This window comes from Pseudomonas sp. FW305-7 (genome assembly GCF_058786735.1).
In genome coordinates this window covers 1-16,264 of record NZ_JBYSZA010000007.1, presented here as the reverse complement: position 1 = coordinate 16,264, position 16,264 = coordinate 1, and the positions used below count along the sequence as shown (strand labels likewise).

Here is a 16,264-nt window from a genome sequence, read left to right as displayed (position 1 = left end):
GGGGCCGTTTTGGCCCGCCGTTTCAGCTGTGCGCCGGGTTTTCGGCGTGCGGTCGTGATCAGGAGTTTTGTGCATGACGCGCACTGGAAAAATCTTCAGCTGGACCTTCGCCACCCTTGTATTGCTTTTGGCTGTGCTGGTGTTGGTCATCGTGTTTTTTGACTGGAATCGGATCAAACCGCCGCTCAACGCCAAAGTCTCGGAAGAGCTGCACCGACCGTTTGCCATCAACGGCAACCTCGCGGTGATCTGGCAGCGCGAGCCGGATGAGGGCGGCTGGCGTGCCTGGGTGCCGTGGCCGCATGTGGTCGCCGAGGATTTGAGCCTGGGCAATCCGGACTGGTCGAAAAAGCCGCAGATGGTCACGCTCAAGCGCGTCGAACTGCGCATTTCGCCGCTGGCGCTGTTGGCGCAACGGGTAGTGATTCCGCGGATCGATCTGACCGAACCCAACGCCGAGTTGCAGCGTCTGGCCGATGGCCGCGCGAACTGGACGTTCAAGTTCGACCCCAAGGATCCGAATGCCGAACCGTCAAACTGGGTCGTCGATATTGGCGCGATCAAGTTCGACAAAGGTCACGTCACGCTTGATGACCAGACCCTCAAGACCAATCTGGATGTGCTGATCGATCCGCTGGGCAAGCCGATTCCATTCAGCGAAATCGTCGGTGACAAAGCAGCGAAAACCGCGCAGGAAAAGGGTGCTGCACCGCAGGACTATGCCTTCGCGGTGAAAGTAAAAGGTCAGTATCACGGTCAGAATCTCGCTGGCCAGGGCAAGCTCGGCGGGCTGCTCGCCTTGCAGGACGCGAGCAAACCGTTCCCGCTCCAGGCGCAGGCGAAGATCGGCGACACCAGCATCGAACTGGCCGGCACCCTGACTGATCCGCTCAACCTCGGCGCCCTCGACCTGCGTCTGAAACTCGCCGGCGCCAGCCTCGGCAATCTCTATCCTTTGACCGGTGTGACCCTGCCGGACACGCCGCCGTATGCCACCGACGGCCACTTGATTGCCAAACTGCACGACGCTGGCGGTGCGAATTTCACCTATGAAAAATTCAACGGCAAGATCGGCGGCAGCGACATCCATGGCGACCTCAACTATGTCGCCAGTCAGCCACGGCCCAAACTCAGCGGGGCGCTGCTGTCCAATCAATTGCTGTTCGCCGACCTCGCGCCGCTGATTGGCGCCGACTCCAACGACAAGCAAAAGGCTCGCGGCGGCGAGAGCAAGCAACCGACGGACAAAGTGCTGCCAGTGGAGGAGTTCAAGACTGACCGCTGGCGCGCAATGGACGCTGACGTCGAGTTCACCGGCAAGCGCATCGTTCACAGTGAAAAACTGCCCTTCACTGACCTCTATACCCACCTGAAACTCAATGATGGCGAGCTCAGCCTCGAACCGCTGCGCTTCGGCGTGGCCGGTGGCAATCTCGATGCGCAGATCCGCCTGAACGGTCGTACCGAGCCACTGGAAGGCCGCGCCAAACTGACCGCGCGCGGGTTCAAGCTCAAGCAGCTGTTCCCGACCTTCGAACCGATGAAAACCAGTTTCGGTGAGCTGAATGGCGACGCCGATATTACTGGTCGCGGTAATTCGGTGGCGAAGCTGCTGGGCGGGGCCAACGGCAATCTGAAGATGCTGATCAATGATGGCGCGATCAGCCGTGAACTGATGGAACTGGCCGGACTTAACGTCGGCAACTATGTGGTCGGCAAGATCTTTGGCGACAAGGAAGTGAAGATCAACTGTGCGGCGGCTGACTTCGACATCAAGACCGGGCTAGCGACTACGCGACTGTTTGTCTTCGATACCGAGAACGCGATTATCTATATCGATGGCACGGCGAACATGGCCACCGAGCAACTCGATCTGACGGTGACGCCGGAATCCAAGGGATGGCGTTTGATCTCCTTGCGTTCGCCGTTGTACGTGCGTGGCAAGTTCATCAAACCGGATGCGGGGGTCAAGGCTGTGCCGTTGTTGCTGCGTGGGGCCGGGATGGTCGCGCTGGGGGTGATTGCGGCACCCGCGGCAGGATTGCTGGCGCTGGTCGCACCGAGTGGTGGCGAACCGAATCAATGTGCGCCGTTGCTGGAACAGATGAAGGCGGGCAAGGCACCAGTGACCGTCAAGCCAACCAAGTAATTCTTCAGCCTGGTAAATCTTTAGCGCCTGTCATAACGCCATCGCGGGCAAGCCCGCTCCCACAGGTACAGCGCAATCCTGTGGGAGCGGGCTTGCCCGCGATGGCGATGTCGATGTCGATGTCGAAGGTTTACAGGTCTTTCAGGATGTCGGCCATGTCATCGGCATGCTCTTCTTCCTGCGCGAGGATGTCTTCGAAGATGCGCCGGGTGGTCGGATCCTTTTCGCCGATGTACTGAATGATCTCGCGGTAGCTGTCGATGGCGATCCGCTCGGCCACCAGATCTTCGTAGACCATTTCCTTCAAGCTGTTCCCGGCGACATATTGCGCGTGGGACAGCTTCGACAGCAGGTCAGGGTTGAACTCCGGCTCGCCGCCCAATTGCACGATGCGCTCGGCCAGACGGTCGGCGTGTTGTGATTCCTGGATAGCATGTTCGAGAAACTCGTCGGCGGCCGTGCTGGCTTTCAGACCGCTGGCCATGAAGTAGTGACGTTTGTAGCGCAAGACGCAGACCAGTTCAGTGGCCAGCGATTCATTGAGCAGGCGCAGCACCTCTTCACGGTTGGCGCTGTAGCTTTCCGTCACCGCGCCGTTTTCCACGTGTTGCCGTGCGCGCTCGCGCAGGGTTTGAACATCAGACAAATGCAGGTCGCTCATTTCAGTCTCCTGGAGGCTAATCCGATTGGCGTCACGTTCTACGGACGTAATCGCCTACCCAGGTTGTGAGTCATGCGCGCGGCAAAAAGTTTTATGCAATTTGTTGCGGTCTCGGCGTCAGTCCTGACAAAACCGCCTCCTCCTGCAGCCACGCAAAAAAAGCGCGTACCGGCGGATGCCGCTCCCGCCCCGGCACACACAACGCGCTATAGCCCGCGCCATCGACCTGAACATCACCTTTGTAAGGCACCAGCAAACCACTGGCGACGCTCTCCGACAGCAGAATATTGCTCGCCAACACCAGCCCCTGCCCGGCAATCGCCGCTTGCAGCGCGTAGTGTTCCTCATCGTATTCACGAACCGCCGGATGCTGGTGCAGCCAGTTCTCGCCGGACTTCGCGCACCAGGCTTCCCAGCCATGGGCGTACAGCTTCGAATTGTGCCAGCGCACGCTGATCAGCGTCGGCGTGCGCCGAGCGGCCAGCGCCACTTGCTCCGGCGAGCCGTAGACGCCGAAGGATTCGTCGAACAGGCACAACCCATACAGGTTCGGATAATCGTCGAGGCTATAGCGCAGCACCAGATCGACGCTGGCGTCCTGATGCAGATCGATGACTTCGCAGTGCGTATCCAGACGCACATTGATGGCCGGGTGTTTCGCATAAAAGCGGCCGAGGCGCGGCACCAGCCACAGCGCGGCGAACGCGGCGGTGGTCGACAGCGTCAGGCTGCTGGCGCTGCGTTGCGGGCGCAGGGTGTCGACGCTTTGCGCCACTTCGAGAAAGGCGCCGTGCAGGCTGCGGAACAGGCGTTCGCCACCTTCGGTCAGGCGCACCTGGCGCGGCATACGTTCGAACAGAGCGACGCCGAGCCAGTCCTCCAACGCACGGATCTGATGGGAAATCGCTGTCGGCGTCACCGCCAGTTCTTCGGCGGCAGCCTTGAAGCTCAGCAGGCGCGAGGCAGATTCGAACGCGCGCAGGGCGGTCAGCGGCAACGAGGCGAACATTGAACACTCCATGGATGAAATGGATTCATCCCGACTGATTTTTGCTCATTTGAGACGGATGCGAGTGCGCTGCAATCTGCAGCCACACAGCAACCCAAGTCTAGTCCCAAGGAGTTTCAGATGAGCAAGATTCTTGTAATCCATGCCAGTCCTCGCGGGGAACGTTCGCACTCGCGACGTCTGGCGGAAGGTTTTCTCGGTGCCTGGCAATTGCGTCATCCGCAGTCGCAGGTGACCCGACGCGAAGTCGGCCGCGCACTGATTCCAGCGGTCAACGAAGCCTTCGTTGCGGCGGCGTTTTATCCACAGCCTGAGGCGCGGCCGCTGTCGATGCAGGCCGATCTGGCGCTGAGTGATCAGCTGGTCGGCGAATTGCTCGATCACGACCTGCTGCTGATTTCCACGCCGATGTACAACTTCAGCGTGCCCAGTGGCCTCAAGGCCTGGGTCGATCAGATCGTGCGGCTGGGCCTGACCTTCGATCACACGCTGGACAACGGTATCGCTCAGTACACGCCGCTGTTGCAGGGCAAGAAAGCCTTGATCGTCACCAGTCGTGGCGGTTTCGGTTTCGGCCCGGGCGGCGAGCTGGAGGCGCTCAACCATGCCGATCCATGGTTGCGCAGCGCATTGGGTTTCGTCGGCATCAATGACGTCAGCGTAGTCGCCGCCGAGGGAGAAGAGTCTGCCGAGCGCACCTTCGCGGTGTCGGTGGCCGAGGCCGAGCAGCGCTTGCTCGACCTGGCCCGGGAGTTCTAGGTGGCCTGGTTGTTCCTGCTGATCGCGGCGGGGTTTGAGGTGACTTTTGCGATGGGCATGAAGTACGCCGAAGGCTTCACTCGGCTGTGACCTTCGTTGATCACGCTGATCGCGGCGGTCGGCGGGATCGGGTTCCTGACCCTGGCCATGCGTGATTTGCCAGTGAGCATCGCCTATCCGATCTGGACCGCCATCGGTTCGTTGGGCACGGTGTTTCTCGGCTTTGTCCTGCTCGGCGAGAGCCTGACGCTGGTCAAACTGCTGTCGGTCGGCCTGATTGTGGCGGGAGTGGTGGGGCTGAAGTAGGCTGCTCATCGAGTTGTCATCATCAGCACGGATGCTTGGCGGGCGTTTTGCACGCCTTGCAGCCACTCACTGATCACAAGGATGTCCGCCCATGTCGACGCGTTATCCAATGGTGCTGGTGCCGGGCATGCTCGGGTTTATCCGGCTGATCATTTATCCGTACTGGTACGGGATCATCAAGGCGTTGCGCCGGGGTGGGGCGACGGTGATTGCCGTGCAGGTCTCGCCGCTGAATTCGACCGAGGTGCGCGGCGAGCAATTGCTGGCGCGGATCGATGAAATCCTGCGCGAAACCGGCGCCGCGAAGGTCAATCTGTTCGGTCACAGTCAGGGTTCTCTCACCGCCCGTTACGCCGCCGCGAAACGCCCTGATCTAGTGGCCTCGGTGACTTCGGTGGCCGGGCCCAACCATGGTTCGGAACTGGCCGACTATCTGCAGAAACACTATCCGGCGGACACGGCCAAGGGGCGCATCCTTGAAGCACTGTTGCGCTTTGTCGGCTGGCTGATGGCTTTACTGGAAACCGCATATCGCGGGCCGAAACTGCCGGTGGATATCCACGCTTCGCACCAGTCGCTGACCACCGAGGGCGTGGCGCTGTTCAATCAGCGTTATCCACAGGGCTTGCCGCAAACGTGGGGCGGGCACGGGCCGGAGGAGGTCAACGGCGTGCGGTATTACTCATGGTCGGGAACGTTGCAGCCGGGCAAGACTGATCGCGGCGGCAACTTGTTTGACGGGACCAATCGCAGCTGTCGTTTGTTCGCGAAAACCTTTGTGCGGGAAACGGGGCAGTGTGACGGGATGGTCGGGCGTTACAGCTCGCATCTTGGGACGGTGATTGGCGATGACTATCCGCTGGATCATTTCGACATCATCAATCAGTCGCTGGGATTGGTCGGCAAGGGCGCCGATCCGGTGCGGCTGTTTGTCGAGCATGCGGCGCGGCTCAAGGCTGCCGGGGTTTAGCAGGCACACCGGGTTATCGTTCATCGCTGGCAAGCCAGCTCCCACATTGATTCGGGTGTTCACAAGATTTGTGTTCGACCCCAACCCTGTGGGAGTTGGCTTGCCAGCGATGAGGCCTGATCAGGCAACGCTGAGTTTTCGTCCCAACACGGTGGTCCAGCGCTCGGAAAGAATCACCCCGCCCAAGGTCAGCAAGCCACCGACCAAGTGATACATCGCCAGTTGTTCTTTAAGCACCACCGCCGCAATCAGCGCCGTGATCAACGGCAGCAAGTTAAAGAACAGCGTCGTGCGGCTCGGCCCCAGGCGCTGCACCGCCTGCATCCACGCCAGTGGTGCAACCATCGAAGCCAACAGACACGCGTACAGCACCAGCGGAATGTTCTGCAGCGTCAGTCCGGTTTTCGGTGAAGTGGCGTACAGCGGAAACAACACCACAATCGCCACCAGCACCTGCAAATACAGCAACACCAGCGGCGGTAGACGCAGCTGCCATTTTTTCAGCAAGGTGCTGTAGATCGCGTAGGCCAGGGTCGCGATCAGCATCATCGCGTCACCCATATTCACCCCGTGCTGCAACAACGCACTGAGACTGCCGGACGACACCACCACCAGCACGCCGGCAAACGACAGCACCGCGCCAAACAACGCGCCCGCTGTCAGGCGCTGACCGAGGCTGATGATCGCCATGGCCAGCGACATCAACGGCATCAGCGAGAGGATGATGCCCATGTTGGTCGCAGTGGTCAGGGTCGCAGCGAAGTAGGCGAGGCTTTGATACACCGCCATGCCGAGTACGCCGAGGATGAAAATCTTGCCAAGGTTCGGGCGAATCTGCGGCCAGTGCGCGATAACCGCTTTAAGCATGAAGGGCGTGAATAGCAGGCCGGCGAGCAGCCAGCGGTAGAAACCGATCTCGGCCGGGAAAATCGCCCCGACCGCGAGTTTGTTGATCACGGTATTGCCGGCCCAGATAAAGATCGCCAGCAGAGGAAACGCGTATTGCATGAGTTTGAAACCAGTACGTTGATGAAGCGTGATTATCCCTTGTCTGGATGCAGGCCTATACTTCGAACCGGACAACCTGCCTCTGAAACCGGACAGCATGAACAGTAAACACATCGATCTGCTGGATTTCAGCGAACTGCCGTCGACGGTGTACTTCCGTTACGCCGATTTCAACGCCCACGAATTCGCCGCGCCGCATCGCCATCCGTGGGGCACGCTGGAGTATGCGGCCCACGGAGTGTTGCACATGGATGTCGACGGCAGTCGCTTCATGTCGCCGCCGCAATACGCGGTGTGGGTGCCGCCGCAGGTCGAGCACAGTTTCTATAGCCATCAACCGGTCAACTATCGGGCGGTGTGTCTTGATCCCAAGGTCTGTGCCGAGTTGCCCCAGCGTGCCTGCACCCTGGCGATCAGCGACATCCTCAAGGCAATTCTCAAGGACTTCGCCGCCCGTGACGTGAAGATTCCCGAACTCGATGCCGACCAGCGTCTGGCCCAGGTGTTGGTCGATCAACTGCAACAGGCCCGCGTGCATGAGTGCTATCTGCCCTATGCGAGCAGCCCCGGTCTGCTGACGATCCTCGAAACCTTGCAGGCCGAGCCTGGCAACAATCAGCCGCTGGCGCACTGGGCGATGCAGGTGCACGTCAGCGAGCGCACGCTGGCACGGCAATTCGTGCGTGAACTGGGGATGAGTTTTGGCGAGTGGCGCCAGCGTCTGCGTTATCTCGCCGCGATCGAAGCGCTGGAAACTTCCCGCAGCGTGCAGGAAATCGCTTTCGACCTGGGCTACAGCAGCGGTTCGGCGTTTATCGCCATGTTTGCCCGTCAAGCCGGATGCACGCCGGAGCAGTACCGCCGCAGCCACCTCGAAGGCAGGAAGATGTAACAGGATTTGGCTACACTCCTGCAGAGGCCGCCTCCATCGATGCGGCGACAAGGAGAAAACTCCATGAAGATGTTGCGTGTCCCTTTGTTGATGATTGGTTTGCTCCTGTGTTCCCAGGGTTTCGCCGCCACGGCGCAACAGAACAAGATGACCACCTGCAATGCTGATGCGACCGCCAAGAGCCTCAAGGGCGATGAGCGCAAAACCTTCATGAGCACCTGCCTGAAAGCGGCGCCAGCGGCCAACGACGCCAAGGTCCTGACCCCACAGCAGGAAAAGATGAAAACCTGTAACGCCGACGCGAAAACCAAAGCCCTGACCGGCGATGCGCGCAAGACGTTCATGAGTGATTGCCTGAAGAAAAAATAATCACTCTGGTCCTGTGGCGTCTGGGCTGGCCCCATCGCGGGCAAGCCCGCTCCCACAGGGTTTCGGTTGGGCCACAAAATTTTGTGTACGACCCTTAACCTGTGGGAGCTGGCTTGCCAGCGATGGGGCCCGTGGGGTTGGCCCGCATATTTCTAGTGCTCATCCCGGATCGCTGGCAGACTGCCAATCCTTTTACGCCGTTCGTTTTGAGGCTGTATGCCAACGTTTTCTGAGCGTCATGTAGTGTTCTGGGTCAGTTGCATCATCATTTTCGGCGGTTTGCTGCTGGTGCTGCCGCTGCGCTTGTTGCCCAGTCTGTTGGCCGGGTTGCTGGTGTTCGAGCTGGTCAACATGCTCACCCCTCAACTGCAACGCCTGATCGAAGGGCGTCGCGCGCGTTGGCTGGCGGTAGCGTTGCTGGGCACGCTGGTGGTCAGCGTGCTGGCGCTGATCTTTGCCGGGGCGATCAGCTTCCTTCTGCACGAGGCGGAAAATCCCGGGGCTTCGCTCGACAAATTCATGGGCGTGGTCGATCGCGCACGCGGTCAGTTGCCGCCGTTCATTGACGCCTATCTGCCGGCCAGCGCCGCCGAATTTCGCGTCGCGATTGGCGAATGGGCGAGCAAGCACCTGGCCGACCTGCAACTAGTGGGCAAGGACGCGGCGCACATGTTCGTAACGTTGCTGATCGGTATGGTGCTCGGCGCGATCATCGCGTTGCAGCGGGTGCCGGACGTCACCAAGCGTAAACCGCTGGCCGCTGCGCTGTTCGACCGTCTGCACCTGCTGGTGCAAGCATTTCGCAATATTGTTTTCGCACAAATCAAGATCTCCCTGCTCAATACCGTTTTCACCGGGATCTTCCTCGCGGTGATCCTGCCGATGTTCGGCATCAAGCTGCCGCTGACCAAGACCCTGATCGTGCTGACCTTCCTGCTGGGTCTGTTGCCGGTGATCGGCAACCTGATGTCGAACACGCTGATCACCATCGTCGGCCTGTCGCTGTCGATCTGGGTAGCGCTTGCCGCACTGGGCTATCTGATTTTTATCCACAAGCTCGAGTACTTCCTCAACGCCCGCATTGTCGGCGGGCAGATCAGTGCCAAGTCGTGGGAGTTGCTGCTGGCGATGCTTGTGTTCGAGGCCGCGTTCGGCCTGCCGGGGGTGGTGGCGGGACCGATTTATTACGCGTATCTGAAGAGTGAGTTGAAGCTGGGCGGGATGGTTTGAACCGGTATAGCTGTGTTGTCTGAACTGATGCTATCGCTGGCAAGCCAGCTCCCACAGGTTATGCGTCGCTTTTGAGTGCGGCATCAATCCTGTGGGAGCTGGCTTGCCAGCGATAGGCGCAACGCGGTCTCGGATCAGTTCATGGAGCCGTAGCGTTTCATCGCTTCAATCGCCAAGCCGCTGCCGATGCTGCCGAAGATATTGCCTTCAACATGCCGCGCATTCGGCAGCATCGCCGAAACGCTGTTGCGCAGCGCCGGAATCCCGCTCGAACCGCCGGTGAAGAACACCGTATCGACCTGTTCCACCGCCACGCCGGCATCGTTCAGCAACTGCGTGACGCTGCCGCGCACTCGCTCCAGCAGCGCATCGATGGCCGATTCAAACAGCGCCCGAGTCAGTTCCACGCTCAACCCGGCCTCGATCCGGTCCAGCGGCACATGACGGCTGTCGGCGTGGGTCAGCTGGATTTTGGTTTCTTCGACTTCCATCGCCAGCCAGTGCCCGGCGCGCTGTTCGATCAACTTGAACAGGCGATCAATGCCGCCAGTGTCCTCGATGTCGTAGCGCATGCTGCCCAGCGCCAGGCTGGATTTCTGCGAGTACACCGAGTTGATTGTGTGCCAGGTCGCCAGGTTCATGTGGTGGCTGGTCGGCATGTAGGCGCCGCTCTTCATGCGGCTGCCGTAGCCGAACAGTGGCATCAGGCCTTGCAGGCTCAGTTGTTTATCGAAGTCGGTCCCGCCGATGTGCACGCCGCCGGTGGCGAGGATGTCGTCGTGACGGTTATCGAGACCACGACGCTCGGGCGACAGGCGCACCAGCGAGAAGTCGGACGTACCACCGCCGATGTCGACGATCAGTACCAGCTCTTCCTTTTCGATGGTCGACTCGTAGTCGAAGGCTGCCGCAATCGGTTCGTACTGGAACGACACCTCTTTGAAACCGATCTTCTTCGCCACATCGACCAAGGTGTCTTCGGCTTCCTGGTCAGCCAGCGGATCGTCATCGACGAAGAACACCGGGCGGCCGAGCACTACTTGTTCGAATTCCCGACCGGCGGCCGTTTCGGCGCGGCTCTTCAACTGGCCGATAAACAGGCCGAGCAAGTCCTTGAACGGCATCGCCGTGCCGAGCACGCTGGTGTCGTGCTTGATCAGCTTGGAACCGAGCAGGCTCTTCAACGAGCGCATCAGGCGGCCTTCGTAGCCTTCCAGGTACTCGTGCAGCGCCAGACGACCGTACACCGGGCGGCGTTCCTCGATGTTGAAGAAGACCACCGACGGCAGAGTGATCTTGTCGTCTTCCAGCGCGATCATCGTTTCCATGCCGGGGCGCAGCCAGCCGACGGTGGAGTTGGACGTGCCGAAGTCAATGCCGCAGGCACGGGCTGGAGAGGCGTCTTTCATGTCTTTCGGTTCCGGTCAAAAAAACGGCCGCGCAGTGTATGTCAGTGCGCGGCAGAATCGAAGGCCGGTCATCAGCTATTTCGCGACTAGACTGGGTTGAAAGTCCAGGCTTTGCCCCAAACTTGCTGGCATGGGTCGGCAGAACCACCGGTGGTCGCAAGAACCGCCGTCCACTGCCGATAAACTTTTGCTGCGCCACCCGGTCACAAACTTGAGATCGGTCAACCCGGCACGCGCGAATGAGCGCATGCTGGCATCGGCGCGAAATCGATAACGGATGGTGATTCCTTCGATGGACTTCAAAGACTATTACAAGATACTCGGCGTGGAACCGACAGCGGACGACAAGGCAATCAAGGCTGCCTATCGCAAGCTGGCGCGCAAATACCACCCCGATGTCAGCAAGGAAAAAGACGCCGAGGCCAAGTTCAAGGATGCCTCGGAGGCCTATGAAGCGCTGAAAAGCGCCGACAAACGCGCCGAATACGACGAACTGCGCCGCTACGGCCAGCACGGTCAGCCGTTCCAGGGCCCACCGGGCTGGCAGAGCCGTGGCGGTTTTGGCGGCGGCGGTGGTGACACCGGCGACTTCTCGGACTTTTTCAGTTCGATCTTCGGCAATCGCGGCCCCGGTTTCGGTGGCGGCGAAGGTCGGCAACAACGCAGTGCAGGGCGCCGAGGGCAAGACGTGGAAATGGAACTGCCAATCTTCCTCGAAGAGACGCTGTCGAACGAGTCGAAGAAAGTCACCTTCCAGGTGCCGCAATACAACGCCAACGGCCAGCACGTCAGCAACACCAGCAAGAGCCTGAACGTGAAGATCCCGGCGGGCGTCACTGACGGCGAGCGCATCCGCCTCAAGGGCCAGGGCGCACCGGGCGTCGGTGGCGGGGCGAATGGCGATCTGTACCTGACCATCCGTTTTGCGCCGCACCCGAAATTCGATGTCGAAGGCGAGAACCTGATCATCACGCTGCCGCTGGCACCGTGGGAGCTGGCGCTGGGCGCTGAAGTGGCCGTACCGACCCTGACCGGCAAGATCAACCTCAAGGTCCCGGCCGGCAGCCAGAATGGCCAGCGCATGCGCGCCAAGGGCCATGGCCTGAAAAACAAGGCCGGCGAGCGCGGTTATCTGTTCGTGCAACTCAAGGCCGTGATGCCGAAAGCGTCCGACGATGAGGTCAAGGCGCTGTGGCAGGAACTGGCGAAGAAAGCCGCCTTCAATCCGCGAGAGAACTTCTGAATCCGACGATGGAGTAGCCCATCATGAGCACCCCCCTGATCGTTCAACTGGACATGGCAGAATTCTGTGAGGCAGCCGATTTATCGGACGTCTACGTGATCGAAATCGTCGAGCACGGCATCCTCGAACCTCAGGGCAAGCAGCCCCGGGAATGGCGTTTCACCGATTACGAACTGGCCCTGGCCAAGCGCGCCGCCAAGCTGCGGCGCGATCTGGACCTGGAGTGGGAAGGCGTCGCTCTCGCGCTGGATCTGCTCGAAGAGGTGCGCGAACTGCGTGCCGAGAACCGCATGTTGCGCCAGCGTCTGGGGCGGTTGGTGGGCGAGTAGGTTGTCTGAAGGTTTTGTGGGGCTGATCTGGCCTCATCGCTGGCAAGCCAGCTCCCACAAGTCCTGCGTCGAGTTTAAACCCCTGTTTCAACTCAAAACCCTGTGGGAGCTGGCTTGCCAGCGATGAACGAAAACGCGGTGTAATTGATAGACAAGCAAAAGGCCCCCGAAGGGCCTTTTTTGTTGTCAGAACAAAAAGTACCGCTGCGCCATCGGCAAAGTTTCAGCCGGCTCACACCACAGCAACACGCCGTCTGCCTTGACCTGATAAGTCTGCGGATCAACATCAATGTTCGGCAGATAGTCGTTGTGGATCAGGTCGGTTTTCTGCACCTCACGGCAACCTTTGACCACGGCGATTTTCTTCTTCAGCCCCAGAGCTTGCGGCAATCCGGCTTCCTGCGCCGCCTGGCTGATGAAGGTCAGGCTGGTCGCATGCAACGAGCCACCATAGCTGGCGAACATCGGGCGGTAATGCACCGGTTGCGGCGTTGGAATCGAGGCATTGGCGTCACCCATCAAGCTCGCCGCAATGGCGCCGCCCTTGAGAATCAACGTCGGCTTCACGCCAAAAAACGCTGGACGCCAGAGCACCAGATCCGCCCACTTACCCACTTCGATCGAACCGACTTCATGGCTGATGCCGTGGGTGATGGCTGGGTTGATCGTGTATTTGGCGATGTAGCGTTTGGCGCGGAAGTTGTCGTTGCCTTCGCCGTCCTGTGGCAGCGGGCCGCGCTGCTTTTTCATCTTGTCGGCGGTCTGCCAGGTGCGCGTGATGACTTCGCCGACGCGGCCCATGGCCTGGCTGTCGGAGCTGATCATCGAGAAGGCGCCGAGGTCGTGGAGGATGTCTTCGGCGGCAATCGTTTCGCGGCGGATGCGGCTTTCGGCGAACGCGACGTCTTCGGCAATGCTCGGGTCGAGGTGGTGGCAGACCATCAGCATGTCGAGGTGTTCGTCGATGGTGTTGCGAGTGAACGGTCGGGTCGGGTTGGTCGAACTCGGCAATACGTTGGGGAAACCGCAGGCCTTGATGATGTCCGGCGCATGACCGCCGCCAGCCCCTTCGGTGTGATAGGTGTGGATGGTGCGGCCTTTGAACGCGCCGAGGGTGGTCTCGACAAAGCCGGATTCGTTGAGGGTGTCGGTGTGGATCGCCACCTGCACGTCGTACTGGTCGGCGACGCTCAGGCAGTTGTCGATGCTCGCCGGCGTGGTGCCCCAGTCTTCGTGCAGCTTGAGGCCGATGGCGCCGGCCTTGACCTGCTCGATCAACGGCTCCGGCAAACTGGCGTTGCCCTTGCCGGTAAGGCCGATGTTCATCGGGAAGGCATCGGCGGCCTGCAGCATGCGCGCCAGGTGCCATGGGCCGGAAGTGCACGTCGTTGCGTTGGTGCCGGTGGCAGGCCCGGTGCCGCCGCCGATCATGGTGGTGACGCCGCTCATCAGCGCTTCTTCGATCTGCTGCGGGCAAATGAAGTGGATGTGCGTGTCGATGCCGCCGGCGGTGAGGATCATGCCTTCACCGGCGATCACTTCGGTGCCGGCGCCAATGGCGATGGTCACGTTCGGCTGCACGTCCGGGTTGCCGGCCTTGCCGATCGCGGCGATGCGCCCGTCCTTGAGGCCTACGTCGGCTTTGACGATGCCCCAGTGGTCGATGATCAAAGCGTTGGTGATCAGCGTGTCGACGACTTCGGCGGCCAGCAACTGGCTTTGGCCCTGACCGTCGCGGATCACTTTGCCGCCGCCGAATTTCACTTCTTCACCGTAGGTGGTGAAGTCTTTTTCAACTTCGATCCACAGTTCGGTGTCGGCCAGGCGCACCTTGTCGCCGACGGTGGGGCCGAACATGTCGGCGTAGGCCTGTTTAGAAATCTTCATGTGCTTGCCTTGGGATTCAATTGGATTTGAGATCGCTCGCATAGCTCGCTTTCGCGAGCAGGCTCGCTCCTACAGGGGATCGCGGTCTCATGTAGGAGTGAGCCTGCTCGCGATGGCTTTCTTGCAGTCACCCGATGATTTAGAGATCACCCATGACCCGCCCGGCAAAGCCGAACACCCGCCGATGCCCGGCGTAATCGACCAACTCAACCTCGCGGCTCTGCCCCGGTTCAAAGCGCACCGCCGTGCCCGCCGGAATGTTCAGGCGCATGCCGCGACTGGCCGCGCGATCAAAGGTCAGCGCGTCGTTGGTTTCGAAAAAGTGAAAGTGCGAGCCGACCTGGATCGGCCGGTCGCCGCTGTTGGCGACTTTCAGGCTGACGGTGCGGCGGCCGACATTGAGCTCGATGTCGCCGGGCTGGATCTGATACTCGCCAGGAATCATCACTGGGCTCCTTGCAGAATCTTGTAATAGAGGGCGGTCGCTCGATACGTGCCATTCGGGTCGCAGGCGTAATCGGGGATTTCCCCGGCGCGGGTGTAACCCAGGGCCTTGTAGAAATCTTCAGCCGGCGAACCCGCTTCTGTGTCGAGGTAGAGCATGCCGCGCTTGTGCTTGGGGGCTTCCTGCTCCAGCGCCTGCATCAGTTGCTGACCGAGACCGCGACGCCGGGCGTGTTCACGCACCAGCAGTTTTTGCACCTCGGCGCGATTGAGGCCGTTGGCCTTCTGGCACAGGCCCAGTTGCACACTGGCCAGCACCTGTTCGTCCTTGACCACCACCCAGAGCAACACGCTGCCCTTGTTCACTTGTTGTTGAACGTCATCGAAATAGGCGCGGGCCTGAGCGGCATCGAGGTCGGCCATGAAGCCGACGCTGGCGCCATAACCCACGGCATCCAGCAGCAGGTCAATCAGGCCCTGACGATAGTGCGCAAAACTTTCCGCATTGACGCGTCGCAGTTGGGCAGGGTTCATCGGTGTCACTCCTTGTTGGTATCGGGCGGCTCCGCGCCAGGGTTGAGGGTCAGTTGCATGAAGGTCAGGTCGAGCCAGCGGCCGAACTTGGTGCCGACTTGCGGCATCAGCCCGGTGGTGACGAATCCGGCGCGTTCATGCAGACGAATCGAGGCGGCGTTACCGCTTTCGATGGCGGCAACCATCACGTGTTTGCCGCCGCGTTTCGCGCGGTCGATCAATGCCGTCATCAGCTTGGGCCCCAGGCCATTGCCGCGCTGATCGCTGCGTACGTAGACCGAGTGTTCGACGGTGTGGCGGAAACCGTCGAATGGTCGCCAGTCACCGTAGGAAGCGTAGCCGAGCACGCTGTTGTCGCTGTCGACGATCACCAGGATCGGATAGGCCTGCGCTTGGCGGGCACTGAACCACGCCTGACGATTGCCGAGGTCGACGGCCGACTCGTTCCAGATGGCCGTGGTGTTGAGCACGGCATCGTTGTAGATGTCGCGGATCGCCGGCAGGTCGGCATGTAAAGCATCGCGAATGCTGTAAGTCATGGCGCGGCCTCAGACGATCGGTTGGTGGACGGTGACCAGTTTGGTGCCGTCGGGGAACGTCGCTTCGACCTGGATCTCCGGGATCATTTCCGGGATGCCTTCCATCACTTGCTCACGGCTGAGCAGGGTGGTGCCGTAGTGCATCAGCTCGGCCACGGTCTGGCCGTCACGGGCGCCTTCGAGCAAGGCTGCGGAGATGTAGGCCATGGCTTCCGGGTAGTTGAGCTTCACACCACGGGCCAAACGCCGCTCGGCGACGAGGCCGGCGGTGAAGATCAACAGCTTGTCTTTTTCGCGTGGGGTCAGGTCCATCGTTTGAAATCCATATGGGCAGATTTGTGTGGTTGTTGCGGTGAGCGCGGTGCCAGTTGGAACCACCCCTCACCCTAGCCCTCTCCCGGAGGGAGAGGGGACTGATCGCGGTTGCTTGTTGAGGCCGGGCCAGTCAGTCATGTTTTTTGAGACTGCAAAATTCTTTCCAGACAACTCGGTCAGGCTCCCTCTCCCCCCGGGAGAGGGCGGGGGG

Annotated in this window: 17 protein-coding genes and 1 pseudogene; 9 read left to right on the top strand and 9 right to left on the bottom strand. The window is 60.5% G+C overall.

Annotation, left to right across the window (positions count from 1 at the left end):
- The first annotated feature begins 73 nt into the window (after nucleotides 1–73).
- Complete coding sequence (locus AC3WMT_RS11255) at nucleotides 74–2,149, top strand: AsmA family protein (RefSeq protein WP_103304700.1); 2,076 nt, start codon at nucleotides 74–76, stop codon at nucleotides 2,147–2,149.
- 130 nt (nucleotides 2,150–2,279) lie between these two features.
- Here the strand turns inward: AC3WMT_RS11255 and AC3WMT_RS11250 are convergent, their stop codons facing one another.
- On the bottom strand, nucleotides 2,280–2,810 hold the full coding sequence (locus AC3WMT_RS11250) for a ferritin-like domain-containing protein (RefSeq protein WP_103304701.1): 531 nt from the start codon (nucleotides 2,808–2,810) through the stop codon (nucleotides 2,280–2,282).
- Nucleotides 2,811–2,901: 91 nt separating this feature from the next.
- Nucleotides 2,902–3,831: a LysR substrate-binding domain-containing protein gene (locus AC3WMT_RS11245; RefSeq protein WP_177431409.1), complete on the bottom strand. Its 930-nt coding sequence runs from the start codon at nucleotides 3,829–3,831 to the stop codon at nucleotides 2,902–2,904.
- Between the two features lie 108 nt (nucleotides 3,832–3,939).
- On the opposite strand from AC3WMT_RS11245, the gene AC3WMT_RS11240 reads away from it, so the two are divergent.
- From AC3WMT_RS11240 to AC3WMT_RS11230, 3 genes and pseudogenes are all read left to right on the top strand, one after another.
- The gene (locus tag AC3WMT_RS11240; RefSeq protein WP_103304703.1) at nucleotides 3,940–4,578 is read left to right on the top strand and encodes an FMN-dependent NADH-azoreductase; all 639 of its coding nucleotides are present in this window, start codon (nucleotides 3,940–3,942) and stop codon (nucleotides 4,576–4,578) included.
- A pseudogene (locus AC3WMT_RS11235) lies at nucleotides 4,579–4,884 on the top strand (DMT family transporter). It abuts the gene before it with no gap.
- A 91-nt stretch (nucleotides 4,885–4,975) separates the two neighbouring features.
- Entirely contained in the window at nucleotides 4,976–5,854 is an 879-nt protein-coding gene (locus tag AC3WMT_RS11230; RefSeq protein WP_103304704.1) for an esterase/lipase family protein, read from the top strand.
- Between the two features lie 120 nt (nucleotides 5,855–5,974).
- On the opposite strand, the gene AC3WMT_RS11225 is transcribed toward AC3WMT_RS11230, so the two are convergent.
- Entirely contained in the window at nucleotides 5,975–6,862 is an 888-nt protein-coding gene (locus AC3WMT_RS11225; protein ID WP_103304705.1) for a DMT family transporter, read from the bottom strand.
- Nucleotides 6,863–6,959: 97 nt separating this feature from the next.
- On the opposite strand from AC3WMT_RS11225, the gene AC3WMT_RS11220 reads away from it, so the two are divergent.
- From AC3WMT_RS11220 to AC3WMT_RS11210, 3 genes are all read left to right on the top strand, one after another.
- Nucleotides 6,960–7,754, top strand: coding sequence for an AraC family transcriptional regulator (locus AC3WMT_RS11220; protein WP_103304716.1), 795 nt, complete (start codon nucleotides 6,960–6,962; stop codon nucleotides 7,752–7,754).
- Between the two features lie 63 nt (nucleotides 7,755–7,817).
- Entirely contained in the window at nucleotides 7,818–8,123 is a 306-nt protein-coding gene (locus tag AC3WMT_RS11215) for a PsiF family protein (RefSeq protein WP_003221193.1), read from the top strand.
- A gap of 216 nt (nucleotides 8,124–8,339) precedes the next feature.
- Nucleotides 8,340–9,353, top strand: coding sequence for an AI-2E family transporter (locus AC3WMT_RS11210; protein WP_103304706.1), 1,014 nt, complete (start codon nucleotides 8,340–8,342; stop codon nucleotides 9,351–9,353).
- Nucleotides 9,354–9,487: 134 nt separating this feature from the next.
- Here the strand turns inward: AC3WMT_RS11210 and AC3WMT_RS11205 are convergent, their stop codons facing one another.
- The gene (locus AC3WMT_RS11205; RefSeq protein WP_103304707.1) at nucleotides 9,488–10,762 is read right to left on the bottom strand and encodes an Hsp70 family protein; all 1,275 of its coding nucleotides are present in this window, start codon (nucleotides 10,760–10,762) and stop codon (nucleotides 9,488–9,490) included.
- Nucleotides 10,763–11,054: 292 nt separating this feature from the next.
- Between AC3WMT_RS11205 and AC3WMT_RS11200 the strand changes: the two genes are divergently transcribed.
- The gene (locus AC3WMT_RS11200; protein WP_038360467.1) at nucleotides 11,055–12,005 is read left to right on the top strand and encodes a DnaJ C-terminal domain-containing protein; all 951 of its coding nucleotides are present in this window, start codon (nucleotides 11,055–11,057) and stop codon (nucleotides 12,003–12,005) included.
- Nucleotides 12,006–12,028: 23 nt separating this feature from the next.
- Nucleotides 12,029–12,334, top strand: coding sequence for a chaperone modulator CbpM (locus tag AC3WMT_RS11195; RefSeq protein ID WP_103304708.1), 306 nt, complete (start codon nucleotides 12,029–12,031; stop codon nucleotides 12,332–12,334).
- 186 nt (nucleotides 12,335–12,520) lie between these two features.
- Here the strand turns inward: AC3WMT_RS11195 and ureC are convergent, their stop codons facing one another.
- From ureC to ureA, 5 genes are all read right to left on the bottom strand, one after another.
- A complete protein-coding gene (gene ureC / locus AC3WMT_RS11190; protein ID WP_103304709.1) occupies nucleotides 12,521–14,221 on the bottom strand; it encodes an urease subunit alpha in 1,701 nt (566 codons plus the stop codon).
- A gap of 139 nt (nucleotides 14,222–14,360) precedes the next feature.
- The gene (locus tag AC3WMT_RS11185) at nucleotides 14,361–14,666 is read right to left on the bottom strand and encodes an urease subunit beta (protein WP_103304710.1); all 306 of its coding nucleotides are present in this window, start codon (nucleotides 14,664–14,666) and stop codon (nucleotides 14,361–14,363) included.
- Nucleotides 14,666–15,199: a GNAT family N-acetyltransferase gene (locus AC3WMT_RS11180; protein ID WP_103304711.1), complete on the bottom strand. Its 534-nt coding sequence runs from the start codon at nucleotides 15,197–15,199 to the stop codon at nucleotides 14,666–14,668. The genes AC3WMT_RS11185 and AC3WMT_RS11180 overlap by 1 nt, the downstream gene beginning before the upstream one ends.
- Before the next feature lie 5 nt (nucleotides 15,200–15,204).
- On the bottom strand, nucleotides 15,205–15,738 hold the full coding sequence (locus AC3WMT_RS11175) for a GNAT family N-acetyltransferase (protein WP_103304712.1): 534 nt from the start codon (nucleotides 15,736–15,738) through the stop codon (nucleotides 15,205–15,207).
- Between the two features lie 9 nt (nucleotides 15,739–15,747).
- A complete protein-coding gene (ureA, locus tag AC3WMT_RS11170) occupies nucleotides 15,748–16,050 on the bottom strand; it encodes an urease subunit gamma (RefSeq protein ID WP_003221215.1) in 303 nt (100 codons plus the stop codon).
- Nucleotides 16,051–16,264 lie beyond the last annotated feature (214 nt).